The organism is Lysinibacillus sp. CD3-6 (assembly GCF_006351725.2).
GTDB lineage: Bacteria > Bacillota > Bacilli > Bacillales_A > Planococcaceae > Lysinibacillus.
The window spans coordinates 4,059,124-4,073,710 of the sequence record NZ_CP085880.1 but is presented as its reverse complement, the minus strand read 5'-3'; the positions used below and the strand labels follow the sequence as shown (position 1 = coordinate 4,073,710).

11 protein-coding genes and 1 other annotated feature are annotated in these 14,587 nt (G+C 38.6%); of the genes, 7 read left to right on the top strand and 4 right to left on the bottom strand.

Annotation, left to right across the window (positions count from 1 at the left end):
* Positions 1–54 precede the first annotated feature (54 nt).
* Positions 55–435, bottom strand: coding sequence for a hypothetical protein (locus tag FH508_RS20205; RefSeq protein WP_228134167.1), 381 nt, complete (start codon positions 433–435; stop codon positions 55–57).
* A 189-nt stretch (positions 436–624) separates the two neighbouring features.
* On the opposite strand from FH508_RS20205, the gene FH508_RS20200 reads away from it, so the two are divergent.
* Positions 625–2,130 (top strand): coproporphyrinogen III oxidase, encoded by a 1,506-nt coding sequence (locus tag FH508_RS20200; RefSeq protein ID WP_173479824.1) that lies wholly within the window; start codon positions 625–627, stop codon positions 2,128–2,130.
* A gap of 309 nt (positions 2,131–2,439) precedes the next feature.
* On the opposite strand, the gene FH508_RS20195 is transcribed toward FH508_RS20200, so the two are convergent.
* Positions 2,440–3,513: a CdaR family transcriptional regulator gene (locus FH508_RS20195; RefSeq protein WP_173479823.1), complete on the bottom strand. Its 1,074-nt coding sequence runs from the start codon at positions 3,511–3,513 to the stop codon at positions 2,440–2,442.
* 205 nt (positions 3,514–3,718) lie between these two features.
* Between FH508_RS20195 and FH508_RS20190 the strand changes: the two genes are divergently transcribed.
* From FH508_RS20190 to FH508_RS20170, 5 genes are all read left to right on the top strand, one after another.
* On the top strand, positions 3,719–4,858 hold the full coding sequence (locus FH508_RS20190) for a glycerate kinase (RefSeq protein WP_173479822.1): 1,140 nt from the start codon (positions 3,719–3,721) through the stop codon (positions 4,856–4,858).
* Positions 4,859–6,205 (top strand): GntP family permease, encoded by a 1,347-nt coding sequence (locus FH508_RS20185; protein ID WP_173479821.1) that lies wholly within the window; start codon positions 4,859–4,861, stop codon positions 6,203–6,205.
* A 75-nt stretch (positions 6,206–6,280) separates the two neighbouring features.
* Positions 6,281–7,456, top strand: a complete 1,176-nt coding sequence (locus tag FH508_RS20180; RefSeq protein ID WP_173479820.1) for an MBL fold metallo-hydrolase — start codon at positions 6,281–6,283, stop codon at positions 7,454–7,456.
* Positions 7,443–7,688: a DUF3006 domain-containing protein gene (locus FH508_RS20175; RefSeq protein ID WP_173479819.1), complete on the top strand. Its 246-nt coding sequence runs from the start codon at positions 7,443–7,445 to the stop codon at positions 7,686–7,688. The genes FH508_RS20180 and FH508_RS20175 overlap by 14 nt, the downstream gene beginning before the upstream one ends.
* A gap of 264 nt (positions 7,689–7,952) precedes the next feature.
* Entirely contained in the window at positions 7,953–8,741 is a 789-nt protein-coding gene (locus tag FH508_RS20170) for an HAD family hydrolase (RefSeq protein WP_173479818.1), read from the top strand.
* 570 nt (positions 8,742–9,311) lie between these two features.
* Here FH508_RS20170 and serA read toward each other — a convergent pair.
* A complete protein-coding gene (serA, locus tag FH508_RS20165) occupies positions 9,312–10,919 on the bottom strand; it encodes a phosphoglycerate dehydrogenase (protein WP_173479817.1) in 1,608 nt (535 codons plus the stop codon).
* A gap of 142 nt (positions 10,920–11,061) precedes the next feature.
* Positions 11,062–11,300, bottom strand: a binding site (T-box leader).
* 414 nt (positions 11,301–11,714) lie between these two features.
* Here serA and FH508_RS20160 point away from each other — a divergent pair.
* The gene (locus FH508_RS20160) at positions 11,715–13,367 is read left to right on the top strand and encodes an FAD-binding dehydrogenase (protein WP_173479816.1); all 1,653 of its coding nucleotides are present in this window, start codon (positions 11,715–11,717) and stop codon (positions 13,365–13,367) included.
* 121 nt (positions 13,368–13,488) lie between these two features.
* Here FH508_RS20160 and FH508_RS20155 read toward each other — a convergent pair whose 3' ends face one another.
* Positions 13,489–14,454, bottom strand: coding sequence for an oxygen-dependent tRNA uridine(34) hydroxylase TrhO (locus tag FH508_RS20155; protein WP_173479815.1), 966 nt, complete (start codon positions 14,452–14,454; stop codon positions 13,489–13,491).
* Positions 14,455–14,587 lie beyond the last annotated feature (133 nt).

Here is a 14,587-nt window from a genome sequence, read left to right as displayed (position 1 = left end):
CAGTGAGGGAGGCGCCGAATACTACTGACGCCTCTCTTTTGTTAAAAACTTGTCCTATGGAAAAAACAGTTTATTGGCCGTATATTTTGGATATTTTTTGGCGAACTGCTGGAAGTTTATCTTGAAATGAGTAGTATTCATGAAGTTTCGTGCTAATCGTAATTCGTCAGAGTATAAAAGGATATGGTGGAAATGCTGTTGAATAAAGTTCCTTGCATGTTTATAATGCTCGTTGATAGAGATAGCCCCGTACATTTCTTGATGATTCATAATATAAATAAAATCACAAAGAACTTTTTGTTCGCGATATTTAAAAAATATGGTGAAATACATTGTCTTTTCGTCACACCGTTGTAAATCAAAATGATGGAAGGCAACTTCTATTTGCTGAATAAAGCTAGAAACAGAAGAACCGTTTTCTATTAATACACCCACTATCAACACCACCTTTCCTAAAAATTATAGGTAATAATAAATAAATTGTCTATAATTAGTCTAAATATTCTGTTAATCATAACTTGAAAATAGTAGCTTTGCTTATACTTATAAAAATTTGTTAAACTATTGAGGCAATCATTAATTTAGTAATGTACATTGGAATATTGAAAGAAGAGAGCGAAAACAATGAAAATTATTCAAATAGATCGAAAGTATCCTGAGGATTGGATTCGCGTATTAAATCATATTGCGAATTTGTTTTTTGAGGATTCAAAGTTAAGTACGACTGCGCAGGAAGCCGATATGTCCGTTGCTTTCAGCTACCGAGTTGATGAACATTTTTCTATCTATACTAGCGCGGTGCTTGAGGTAGATGGTAAACGTTACACGAATGATTACCATATTGATTATGCGATGGAAGCGGTTGGTCGTGAGCAAAATATTCGACTGAAACGTGCACTATCACATGTGTTTTTAAATGTGCTAGAACAGCATACTGGTATGCATCAGCAATGGGGGATTTTAACAGGTGTGCGCCCGACAAAGCTTTACCATAAATTCCGCCAGGCAGGTATGGATGATAGAGAAATTGAGGAGGTACTCGTACGTGACTTCCGTTTGTCAGAGGAAAAAGTAGCACTGTTGAAAGACATTGTTGCCCGTCAGCTAGTCACTATTCCAGACTTAGACAATATCGAGAAGGAGATTAGTGTTTATATTGGCATTCCGTTTTGTCCAACAAAATGTGCATATTGTACTTTCCCTGCGTATGCGATTGGAAGTAACCGTAAACAAGGTCGTGTAGAGACATTTTTAGATGGCTTGCACATTGAATTGCGTGAGATGGGTAAGTGGCTAACTGAGAACAATATGAAAATTACTTCAATTTATTGGGGTGGGGGTACACCAACTTCAATTGAAGCACATGAAATGGATGCACTGTATCAAACAATGTATGACGCTTTTCCGAATCCTGAAACGATTCGTGAGGTGACGGTTGAAGCAGGTCGTCCAGATACGATTACTCCAGAGAAATTAGCTGTACTGAAAAAATGGGGCATTGATCGTATTAGTGTAAATCCGCAGTCTTATACAGATGAAACATTAAAAGCAATCGGTCGCCATCATACGGTGCAAGAAACAATTGATAAGTTTTGGCTAGCACGCGAATCTGGGATGAATAACATCAATATGGATTTAATTATTGGCTTGCCGAATGAAGGGACGGAAGAGTTCCAACATTCGTTAGAGGAATCTGCAAAAATGCAGCCAGAGTCTTTAACTGTTCACACATTATCCTTTAAACGCGCCTCTGAAATGACGCGTAATAAAGATAAATACAAGGTGGCAGATCGTGATACGGTTGCTCAAATGATGCAGATGGCACAAGTATGGACGAAGGAAAATGATTATGTTCCTTACTATCTATACCGTCAAAAAAATATTTTAGGCAATTTAGAAAATGTAGGCTACAGTAAAGCGGGAGAAGAAAGCATTTATAATATTGTGATCATGGAGGAAGTGCAGACGATTTTAGGTATTGGTTGTGGAGCATCTTCAAAATTTGTTCATCCTGAGACAGGGAAGATTACACAATTCCATAATCCAAAAGATCCTGCCGCTTACATCATGACATTTGAAGACGCCATTGGCAAAAAAATTGAGCTATTAAATGAATTATATAATGTTTAAAGGGCAAAAGAGTAAAGTGTTAGATTGACTGCAATCAATCTAACACTTTTTTGGTGTGCGTATTCTGAAGAACTTAGCCATTCTTTCTTTGGCAATAGATAATATTTAGCAGAGAGCAATAGTTGATGGTAGCGGAGGCGGCGACTCCTGCGGGAACGCACGCAAAGTAAGACGCAACAAACCGCACGTTAGCGAGGGTTGCGGCTTACGGTGTGCCCGCGGAAAGCGCCCGCCGTAGCGGACATCAACCATAGCAAAAATTACGAATGACTTTTCTTTATAAGTTATATGTCCCAGACTGGTTATGATTTACCGTAAAGTGCAGGCCATTTTTAAGATGACAGCATCCTCAAAATATTGCGGATCGTAGCCTGTTAGCTCTCGAATTTTATTTAAACGATAGGTAAGAGTATGACGGTGAATATTAAGCTGTTGTGCACAAAGTTTCAGCTGTAAATTACAATCAAAAAAAGTTTGTAATGTTTCAAGTTGTTTAGCATTCATATTTTTTAGCACACGATTTTGGAATGCTTGTACTTCTTCAGAGTCTCTCTTTTTAAAAAGAGAAAATAACTCGACATCTTCAAAAAACGTAATTTCTTTATTCATAAAGGCAAATTCAAGTGCTGTTTTTGCGCCGTTATAGCAATTTGGAAGTTGCGATAAATTTGGTACAGTTGGTCCAACACCAATCTGTAATGATGGTAGTTTATGCTTTTTTTTACGTAAAGCTTTCATCATTTGTTGTTTTTTCTGCTCATCATAGTTTGTTAGTAATATATAGTATTCATGAAGCTGGCTATGACCTGAAAGAACAGGCTGCTTATAAAATAAATCCTCAAAAAACAGAGGGAGGCTATTTTCTGCAGACGAAGGTGCATCTAAGCTAAGTAATACAATTTGAAAAGGTGCTTCAAGAGAGAATGGAAGTTTTTGAATGCGTTCTTGTAAGGCGGCGTCTATCTTACTGCCGTGCACTAACGCTTCAAATATGTAATCGTTGTTTTTCCGTTGCCACTCACTTTTTGATTCCACAATCGCTTGATGTGTCATGATTTCAGTTGTTAGTTGAACAAGATTGGCAATTTCTAAAATTTCCTCAGAATCACCTGTAATACCGATTACTCCAAGGACTTCATCTTGATACATAATCGGCATATTGATGCCAGGTTTTGTATTGGGATAGGCATCGATGTTTTCCTTATTAATGATGAGTGTTTCTTTTGATTTTGCCACATAAAGTGCGCCTTCGTGTATATTTTCTACCCTCATTTTATCGCCAGAAGCTAAAATAACTCCAGTTGGACTAATAACATTAATGTTGCGACGTAATCGTAACATTGTTTGATGCACGATTTCTTCTGCTAATTTTTTTGTTAACATGCTTATACACCTCGCATAAATAAACCTCTGTTATATTACAGTTAATTTGTACATTCATTATAATGTTTTCTGAATTTATTGTCATTATAATAATTTGTAAGCGCTTAACTTTGACTAGAAGAAATTTCTTGTATGCGATAAAACTATATCGTCTGACAGCTGAGCACCAATTTAAATATGAATGGATGTAAAGTGGGGGTATCAAATGAAAGTCATAATTTGTCCAGATTCTTATAAAGGTACTTTATCTGCATTTGAAGTTGCGAATGCGATGCATGAAGGAATCATGGATGCTGATCAATCGATTGAAACAGTTATTTTACCAGTGGCAGACGGTGGAGAAGGTACGCTAGAATCCCTTATTGCTTCAACGGGAGGTAAGTATATTTCAGAAAATGTGCTCGATCCGCTAGGCAGAACAATCGAAGCAAAGTTCGGTGTGCTTGGAGATGATGAAACTTGTGTCATCGAGATGGCACAGGCTTCTGGAATTATGCTGTTGCAGGACAGTGAAAAAAATCCTGAGCTGGCATCAACATATGGGACAGGGCAGTTAATAATGGCAGCACTGAATAAAGGGTTTCGAAAATTTATTATTGGAATAGGCGGTAGTGCCACAAACGATGCTGGTATTGGTTTATTAAAGGCACTAGGCTTACAGTTTAAAAAAGATGATGGGACATCTATTGCGAATGGCGTGTCAGCATTATTAGATTTAGCATCCATTGATAATAGTCAGCTCGATGCACGATTGTCTGAAGCAACATTTACAATTGCATGTGATGTAGATAATCCATTGATTGGAGAGCGCGGCGCTACAGCCATTTTTGGCCCGCAAAAAGGTGTGAAAAAGCATGAAATTACTTATTTTGATAATTGCTTAAAGCAGTTTGCAGATATTGTGGAAAAGCAGTATCACATACGTTTACATGATTATAAAGGGGCAGGTGCTGCTGGTGGTGTAGGTGGTGCATTAATTGCCTTTTTAAATGGTACTTTTCATGCAGGCATAGATATTGTTATAGAGGCTGTCCAGTTAAAAAAACAGTTGAAAGACGCACAAATTGTTCTTACTGGTGAAGGTAAATCAGATCGCCAAACATTACATGGCAAGGCGCCATTGGGGGTGGCAATGGCTGCAAAAACAACAAACACACAGGCGATGCTATTGTCTGGAGCCATTGATGAGGAGGATAAGTCTATTTTGCTCAATTATTTTGCTGTTGTGGAATCGTTAGTAGACGAATCGACTACTGTCCAGCAAGCAATGCAAGAGCCTTATCGTTTAATTCGTCTAAAAACGAAAAAAATAATTGAGAATTATGTAAATATGGGGGATGAGTAAATGTTGTTCGTTATTATTTTAATAGGGGTAATATTTGTTGTAGTCGGAACAGCAAAGCTAAAGCTTCATCCGTTTCTAGCACTATTAATTAGTGCATTCTTTGTAGGCATTGCTTCTGGAATGCCATTATTAACGGTTGTTGAAAGTATTAATACTGGATTTGGAGGCTTGATGACAAGCATTGGTTTAGTCATTATAGCAGGAACAATTATCGGACTTATTTTAGAAAAATCAGGGGCTGCCTATCGTATGGCAGAAGTGGTATTGCGAATTGTTGGGCCAAAGCGTCCGCAATTAGCTATGTCTTTAATCGGCTATATCGTATCCATTCCTGTTTTCTGTGATTCAGGGTTTATTATATTATCGAGTTTACAAAAATCATTAGCAAAGCGCGCAAATGTTACGATTGCCTCGATGGCTGTAGCTTTGGCTACAGGGCTCTTTGCTACACACGTATTAGTGCCACCAACACCAGGGCCAATAGCAGCGGCTGGTAATATAGGGGCAGCAGATTATTTAGGAACAGTAATTGTTATTGGATTGTTAGTAGCAATTCCAGCGACTTTTGTAGGCTATTTATGGTCAGTTAAAGTAGCAACAAAAATTCGTGTGCCTGAAGATGACTTAGAGGCATTGGATTATGAAGAAATCATTAAATCATTTGGTAAAATGCCATCAACGTTTAAATCATTTTTACCGATTGTGCTTCCAATTGTGTTAATCGGGCTAGGATCAATCGCAGCATTAGTTGGGGATAGCGAAGCTACGTTTAATATGATTTTACGTTTTTTAGGATCACCAACAGTTGCTTTATTTTTAGGTGTAGCAGCAGCAATGTTGTTATTACCTGAAATAAGTGAAAAAACGTTAACTGGTTGGATAGGTGATAGCTTAAAAGAGGCTGCTCCGATTTTATTAATTACTGGAGCGGGCGGTTCTTTTGGAACGGTTATTAAAAATGCTGGCGTTGGTGAAATGTTGCAAGAAATGGATTTAGGTATGTTTGCATCAGGAAGCCTATTCCTACTTGTACCATTTATCGTAGCGGCTGCGTTAAAAACAGCACAAGGTTCTTCAACAACAGCGTTAGTTATAACATCTTCTCTAGTAGCTCCAATGCTTATGACGCTTGGTATTGAAGGCGCTGTTCCATTAGCATTGGTGGTAATGGCAATAGGAGCAGGGGCAATGACGGTTAGTCATGTAAATGATAGCTTTTTCTGGGTTATTACGCAGTATAGTGGAATGGAAGTGACACAAGCCTACAAAGCCCAAACTGTTGCGACACTATTACAGGGGCTTGTAACGATTGTGATTACGATGATTTTGTGGTGGATTTTAGTTTAATTTGCTTTAGCAGAGAGCGGCCTTCGGGTTCGCTCTCTTTTTTTGTATAATAGAAAATAGAAAGGAAGATATGTAATGAAAAAAATATTCGCTGTGCTCCTTTGTATTTTTGTATTAGCAGGTTGTACATCAGCATTAGAAACAGAAAAAATACCAGTGGCAGCTGGCCATGAAATGCGTGTGCATTTTTTTGATGTAGGACAGGGCGATTCAATTTTAATTGAGTCACCGAATGGTAAAACGATGCTCGTTGATGGAGGTGTGAAAGGGGCTGGGCAACAGGTCGTTTCACATATAAATGAACTTGGTATAGATAAGCTTGATATAGTCGTCGCGACACATCCAGATGCGGATCATATTGGCGGTTTAATCCCTGTATTGAATTCGATCCCTATTGAACAGTTTTATGATTCTGGGAAAGTACATACATCACAAACGTTTGAAGAAATGCTATCACTTATTGATACGAAAAATATTCCGTATAATGTGCCGAAAACGGGAGATAGCATTGCTTTTGATGATGAACTAGAAATAAAAGTACTGAATGCTAACGAAGATGCCTCAGATAATAATGATGCATCGATTGTGCTAAAAGTTACCTATGGAAATATTTCATTTTTATTAACAGGTGACGCAGGTGTAGCTCTAGAAAAAGAAATGATGCAACAAAATGTGAAGGCGACTATTTTAAAGGCAGGCCATCATGGTTCCAATACAAGTAGCTCTCAAAGCTTTATACAAGCAGTGCAACCAGAAGTAACTATATTAAGTTATGGCAAAGACAATAAATATGGACACCCACATGCTGAAGTTGTAGAGCGTTTACAGGCAATCGGAAGTAAAATTTATGCAACAGCCGAGGCTGGAACAGTTACTGTTTCAACAGATGGGGTAAGCTATAATGTAAGTGCGAAAGAGTGGTCAGGTGCCATTGCTGAAAAACCGAGTTTGAAACAAGATGTAGAAATTATTAGCAAGGATTTAATAGAGGAAATAGTCGCTATAAAAAACAATGGTCAAGATACAGTTTCGTTAAAGGATTGGCAACTTGTATCAATAGAAGGGAATCAAGTTTTTAATTTTCCTAATGTATCATTACAGCCAGGAAAAACAATTTATGTCACTAGCGGAACGACAGCACGTGAGGGGCAAAATTATTTAAAGTGGACAACAAGACAGATTTGGCTAAATGATGGAGATAGTGCACAATTACTTAATGCGAAAGGGGAAGTTGTAAGTGAACTCGACTAAATACACATTAGACCGCATTGAAGATGGCTATGCAATTTTTTTAAAATATCCAGAGGAAGTTGAGCAACTAATTCTACCTATCAACACTGTGAATCAATCGTTACAAGCTGGTGATCGCGTCTTAATTAAAGAAATTGATAACACTTACCATATTGACATATTAAAAGAAGAAACAGAGCAAAAGAAGGCCGAAATGCAAAGTTTAATGGACAAATTACGCCGAAAAAATTGAGTGCCAGTCACTCAAACAATTCTGAATTAAAATGGCGATGCCAGTAGCGCTAACTAAGTAAAAATCCACGAAGACTCCTGCGAGAATAGCACAAACATAAGTCGCAATAAGCCGCGCGCTAGCGGGGGTTGCGGCTTACACTGTGCCCGCGGAAAGCGTAGTGGATTTTTACGATTTAACTATGCTAACTATTTTGAAAATATGCTAAAATAAGCGATATGAATGCTTTTTGTTCAAGTAGAAAAGAAGCTAGGAGCTGACACAATGTCAATAAGTACAATTATTTTTGATTTGGATGATACGTTGTTATGGGACAAAAAATCTGTAAAAACAGCATTTGAAAAAACATGCGCATACGCAGCAACAATACATACGGTGGATTCAACTGAATTAGAGGAGGCAGTGCGCAAAGAAGCACGTGCACTTTATGAAAGCTACGAAACATATGACTATACGGTGTTAATAGGTATTAATCCATTCGAAGGACTTTGGGGAACATTTGATGATCCAACCGATTCATTTCAAAAGATGAAAGAAATTGTGCCTGGATATCGCTCAGAAGCGTGGACAAAGGGCTTAGCTGCACTTGGAATTGACGATGCAAAGTTTGGAGCCGAACTAGGCGAACGCTTTGTAGCAGAACGTAAAGTGTCGCCACTTTTGTACGAAGATACTTTTACTGTTTTAGATGAACTGAAAGGTAAATATCAACTTATATTATTAACGAATGGCGCACCGAGCTTACAAAATTTAAAGTTAGAAATTACACCTGAAATTGCTCCGTATTTTGACCATATCATCATTTCTGGTGATTTTGGAAAAGGGAAGCCAGATGCGTCCATCTTTGAGCATGTCATGGAAAAGGCGGGCATTACTGCTGACGAGGCAATTATGGTTGGCGATAACTTAAATACAGATATTTTAGGTTCATCTAGAGTCGGCATGCGTAATGTTTGGATTAACCGTGAAAACAATGTACCAACAGGAGCTGTCACGCCAACATATGAGGTAGATTCATTAACAGCCTTTTTAAAACTTGTGAAAGAGCTTTAATCCTTATGAATTAGTGCAACAAAAAATAAATATGCATAAAAGGACTGATTAATAACTAATCGGTCCTTTCAGACTGTAGACAAACTCGAAAAATTTCGAGTTTGCCTACAGTCTTTTTTCATTTTAAAATAAAAATAGATGTCTACTGCCGTTGATTTCCGCTACGTTCGGGCGCTTTCCGCGGGCACACACGTAAGCCGCAACCCTCGCTAACGCGCGGTTTGTTGCATCTTACGTTCTGTGCTTTCCCGCAGGAGTCGCCCGCCCTTCGCTCCAATCAACTTGATATGAATTGCTAGCAGTCTACTATAATTATGGCAAACCGCTTCATATGGAGGGGATGCTCGAAGAGTATAGCAAGACGAAAGTAAAAACTCCTAATTGTCGATAAAGCTTAATGAATCGCCGATAGAATGCAGGAAATCGACGATAAATTCTCCAGCTACGTTTATAGAGCTTAGGCAATGTGCGCTATCACAGTAGCGTTGCCCTCTATACGTAGAACATTAACCATAAAATTACAAAAGACAACAAGAGTGTAAACTCTAGTTGCCTTTTGTAATTTAGTCATTAAAGATCAATTGCTTTCACTTCGTCAATGTTTTCAAGTTGTGAAACGTATGTTAAATCTTCTTCCGTAACAATATTATCGACTGTTAGCATCATTACAGCTGTTCCACCAACTTCAGCACGTCCAACTTGCATTGTTGCGATATTAATATCTTTTTCAGCTAATTTTGTTGCAACGCGACCAATTGCCCCTGGTTTATCTGTGTTTTTAATGTAAAGAAGGTGTCCTTCTGGTACAACGTCTACTACGTAGTTTTCTACTTTTACAATACGTGCGCCAAGGCCATTTAATAATGTACCAGCAACAGTATGTGTTTCAGTAGCCGTTTTTACTTCAACTGTAATTAAGCTTGTGAAGCCTTTTGCAGTAGTAGTTTTATGTTCGTTAATTTTCATGCCAATACGTTCAGATAAGTAACGAGCATTGACATCATTAACGTGATTGCCATAGTTTTTAGCTAATAAACCTTTTAGAGCATTAGAAGTTAAAGGACGTACATCATAGTTTGCTATTTCACCTGCATAAGATAGATTAATTTCTTTAACTGGCTCAGCTGTAATTTGAGATAAGAATGAACCAAGTTTTTCAGCTAATTCAAAGAATGGTTCTACTTGAGCAAGTAGTTCTTTTGGAATTGAAGGCATATTTACTGGGTTTGTCACTGTACCTGTTTTGTAAAATTTAATAATATCGTTTGATACGTCAACTGCTACAGATTCTTGTGCCTCAATTGTAGATGCACCTAAGTGAGGTGTCGCAATGACTTGTGGTAAAGTTAGTAATTTGTGATCAGTTGCTGGCTCAGAAACGAAAACGTCCAATGCTGCACCTGCTACTTTACCTTCGACGATAGCCTCATATAAGTCATCCTCATTAATGATACCACCACGAGCACAGTTAATAATACGTACGCCATCTTTCATCATGGCAAACTTTTCTTTGTTAATAAGGTTACGTGTTTCTGGTAGTAATGGTGTGTGTACTGTAATAAAATCTGCCGCGGCACAAATTTCCTCGACAGTAGATTTCGTAACACCTAGCTCATTTGCGCGTTCATCAGTTAAAAATGGATCATACGCCATAATATTCATACGCTGACCTTTTGCACGGTAAGCTACTTCTACACCAATACGTCCGAATCCAACAACTCCAAGCGTTTTGTTTTTAAGCTCTACTCCTACATATGATTTACGATCCCATTTACCGTTTTTCAATGTATTAAAAGCTTGGGGAATATGACGAGCAAGTGAAGTCATCATGGCGATTGTATGTTCTGCGGCAGAGTTTGTGTTACCGTCTGGAGCGTTCACAACGATAATGCCGTGTTCTGTTGCAGCAGCTAGATCAATGTTGTCTACACCTACACCAGCACGACCGATTAATTTTAAGCTTTTCGCCGCTTCAATTACTTCACGCGTAACGGTTGTTTGAGAGCGAACTAGTAATACATCTATATCAGCAATTTTGGCAATTAATTCTTCTGGTGCTAGTCCAGTGTCGATAATAACGTTTAAGTCTAATTCTTTTTCTTGGCGTAATGGAAAAATACCATCTTCACTTAGTGGATCAGCGATAAATACGTTAATTGTTTTTGTTGCAGTAGTCATTTGTAATTAGCTCCTTTTAATAAAAAATTAGTAGTGATGTCTAAATGAGTAGTCCACAGGGGTGATGCTACAGCATGTAAACAATCTTTTTTTCGAAAAAATATAAAAGCCTTCCGCGCCTTACGAACACAACTATTGTGTCGTAAGGGGCGAAAGGCTGAAAAATATAGGTTCGCGGTACCACCCTTAATTACTGCTCGAAAAAAATCGATACAGTCTTAGCTATATGCGTAACGTGCATGTGACGGACAGGCTTACTTTTGGATGTTTCGGCATGTCTATTCGGGAGTGGAACTTTATCGTAGAAATCACTGATTTACACCAACCATCAGCTCTCTTTGGATTTTCTTGCGACTAGCGTGTCTCCGTCGTTATATTTTTGTGTGATTAAATTTGTTAACATCATAATCCCTATTGTTCACCTTTGTCAACAATAATTCAAAAAAAGATTAAAATCACTCGCTTCAAAAGTCTGAAAACTGCATATAAACGAACGAAATATTGAATTATAACTTTTATTGTTCGTCTTTTTGCAGTGGACATTGTAAGCGCTAACGAATGTGTCAAGACAGATAATATAAGGATTAAGCGAGTATAAAATGATAAAAAATTTTTGAGAAATAATTGTCGTACATTCGATTATTTTCCTAAAACTCTCTTTAATTAAGACGGAATGCGAACATTTCGCTAATGCCATATTTTTGACGAAATTATCAAACGATAAGGAGGTAAAGCGCCAATAAGAGAAGAATGTATGTAAAGAAAGATGGATTTCGATTTTTCGGGGGTGTTGGGATGAAATACGATGTAGCAATTGTCGGAGCTGGTCTGGCGGGACTCGTTGCAGCCTGTGAATTAATAGATGCAAAGAAACGTGTACTATTAGTAGACCAAGAGCCTGAAAATTCAATGGGAGGACAGGCATTTTGGTCTTTTGGTGGGCTATTTTTAGTCAATACACCAGAGCAAAAAAGGCTTGGTATTAAGGATAGCAAAGAGCTTGCGTGGCAGGATTGGCTAGGTACTGCTGGCTTCGATCGTTTGGAAGATGAGGATAGTTGGGCTTACAAATGGGCAAGGGCTTATGTCGATTTTGCTGCAGGTGAAAAATATGCCTGGCTTAAATCATTAGGCATAAAATTTTTCCCTGTTGTTGGTTGGGCTGAACGAGGTGGCTCATTGGCGGGAGGTCACGGGAATTCGGTTCCTCGCTTTCATATTGTTTGGGGAACGGGACCAGGCATTGTAAAGCCTTTTGCAGATAAAGTGAAGAAAGCGATAAAGGAAGGAATTGTTGATTTTAAGCCGAGACATCGTGTAGATGAATTTATCCAGCAGGATGGACGAATTATGGGCATAAGTGGCACAATTTTAGCTGAAAGTTTTGCCCAACGTGGAGAGCAAAGTTCACGCATTGGGGTAGGTGCTTTTTCCTATGAAGCAAATGCAGTTATTGTAGCAAGTGGGGGCATTGGGGCCAATATCGATTTAGTACGTAAAAATTGGCCTGCACGCCTTGGGACGCCGCCTAAAAATATAGTATGTGGTGTACCCGCATATGTAGATGGACGCATGTTAGAGATTACTGAACATGCTGGTGGGCGTATCGTTAATCGTGATCGGATGTGGCATTATACAGAGGGTTTAAAAAACTGGGACCCAATTTGGCCAAACCATGGTATTCGTATTTTGCCAGGTCCTTCATCTTTATGGTTTGATGCCGAGGGAAATCGCTTTGGGGCACCGAACTTTCCAGGGTTTGATACATTAAGTACATTAGAGGCAATTCAAAAAACAGGTTATGATTATTCATGGTTTATTTTAACGGAAAAAATCATTGAAAAGGAGTTTGCCTTATCAGGTTCAGAGCAAAATCCTGACTTAACGAATAAAAGCATACCAGAGTTGATGAAACGCATTTTGCCAGGACCACCCGCACCGATTCAAGCATTTAAAAATCAAGGTGAGGATTTTGTTATTGCAAACGATTTAAAACAGCTAGTAGATGGCATGAACAAGCTTGCTGGGAATGACTTGCTAGATTTTATTAAAATTAAAGAGCAAATATTAGCACGGGATCGTGAAATGGACAATAAATTCACGAAGGATTTACAAGTAAATGCCATATACGGGGCGAGAAAATATATCGGTGATAAAGTAGTACGGGTTGCAAAACCTCATAAAATTTTAGATACAAAAAATTGGCCACTTATTGCAGTGCGATTAAATATTTTAACCCGAAAAACATTAGGGGGCTTGCAGACGAATTTAGATGGAGCTGTATTTGGCATGGATGGACAATTAGTGCCAGGACTATTTGCAGCAGGAGAAGTGAGTGGTTTTGGAGGGGGCGGTGTACATGGTTACCGAGCTTTGGAAGGAACGTTTGTCGGCGGATGTTTATTTAGCGGAAGACAAGTAGGCCGCTATTTAGCAAAACAACCTTAAGTGTCAGGCACTCAAACAATTCTGAAAAAAATCCACGCAAGATCCTGTAGGAACGCACGCAAAGTAAGCCGCAACAGACCTTGTTGCGGCTTACTTTATACTGCACGAAAGTGTCAGGCACTCAAACAATTTTACCCTGTGCAATTTTTGCTATTTGTTCTTCAACTTGCTCTTTTGTCCATCCATTTTCTTCGACAAAGAAATTACGTTTTGCGCGACGACAATCGTCAGAGCAGCTTCGCATATAAAATGCCTCATGCTTTTCCTCGCATAGCATTAATTTATGGCACTCAGGATTAGCGCAGTTTGTATAGCGCTCTGTCGGTTCACCTGTGAAATAGTCCTTACCAACAACTACATGCTCAACCTGATTAATAGGTACACTGCGGCGACGATCGAAAACAAACATTTGGCCATCCCATAATTGTCCCTTCACTTCAGGGTCTTTCGCATACGTAGCAATACCACCATGAAGTTGCCCGACACTTTCACCATAGCCTTCTCGTTTTAACCAGCCAGAGAATTTTTCACAGCGTATTCCACCTGTACAATAGGTTAAAATGTTTTTACCAGCAAAGTCTTCTTTATGCTCTTCCATCCAAGCAGGAAGATCACGGAAGCTTTCAATATCAGGACGCACCGCATTGCGGAAATGTCCTAGGTCAAATTCATAATCGTTACGTGCATCAATAATAACCGTATTATCTTCTTGCATACGAGTCATAAATTCCTTTGGTGTTAAATAATCTCCAGTTAATTCTAAAGGGTTAATATCATTTTCTAAGCCAAGGTGTACAATCTCCGTACGAGGTCGTACATGCATCTTTTTAAAGGCATGTCCTTCTACCTCGTCGATTTTCCACATTATATCACTAAAACGAGGGTCTGCTTTCATATAATTCATGTAGCTTTCAGTTTGCTCAATCGTACCAGAAACCGTACCATTAATGCCCTCCAAGCCTACTAAAATTCGACCAAGTAGACCGACTTCTTGACAAAAAGCTAAATGCTCTTCGGCAAATGCTACTGGGTCCTCAATAGCAACATATTTATAATAAAGTAATACACGAAAGTCCTTTTGTGACACAAAAATACCCACCTTTAATTTCAATATTCGACATTAAATATAGCATAACAACGACTATTTTGCGTAGGAGAGAAGGAGTTTTCAGAAAAAACACGAATAGTACATAGTGAATGACTATTCATATTCGGGGGTG

What these genes read in the sequence shown, in the direction of transcription:
- FH508_RS20200 (WP_173479824.1), top strand. Translation starts at nt 625, where the DNA reads ATGAAAATTATTCAAATAGATCGAAAGTATCCTGAGGATTGGATTCGC.
- FH508_RS20195 (WP_173479823.1), bottom strand. Translation starts at nt 3,513, where the DNA reads ATGTTAACAAAAAAATTAGCAGAAGAAATCGTGCATCAAACAATGTTA.
- FH508_RS20190 (WP_173479822.1), top strand. Translation starts at nt 3,719, where the DNA reads ATGAAAGTCATAATTTGTCCAGATTCTTATAAAGGTACTTTATCTGCA.
- FH508_RS20185 (WP_173479821.1), top strand. Translation starts at nt 4,859, where the DNA reads ATGTTGTTCGTTATTATTTTAATAGGGGTAATATTTGTTGTAGTCGGA.
- FH508_RS20180 (WP_173479820.1), top strand. Translation starts at nt 6,281, where the DNA reads ATGAAAAAAATATTCGCTGTGCTCCTTTGTATTTTTGTATTAGCAGGT.
- FH508_RS20170 (WP_173479818.1), top strand. Translation starts at nt 7,953, where the DNA reads ATGTCAATAAGTACAATTATTTTTGATTTGGATGATACGTTGTTATGG.
- serA (WP_173479817.1), bottom strand. Translation starts at nt 10,919, where the DNA reads ATGACTACTGCAACAAAAACAATTAACGTATTTATCGCTGATCCACTA.
- FH508_RS20160 (WP_173479816.1), top strand. Translation starts at nt 11,715, where the DNA reads ATGAAATACGATGTAGCAATTGTCGGAGCTGGTCTGGCGGGACTCGTT.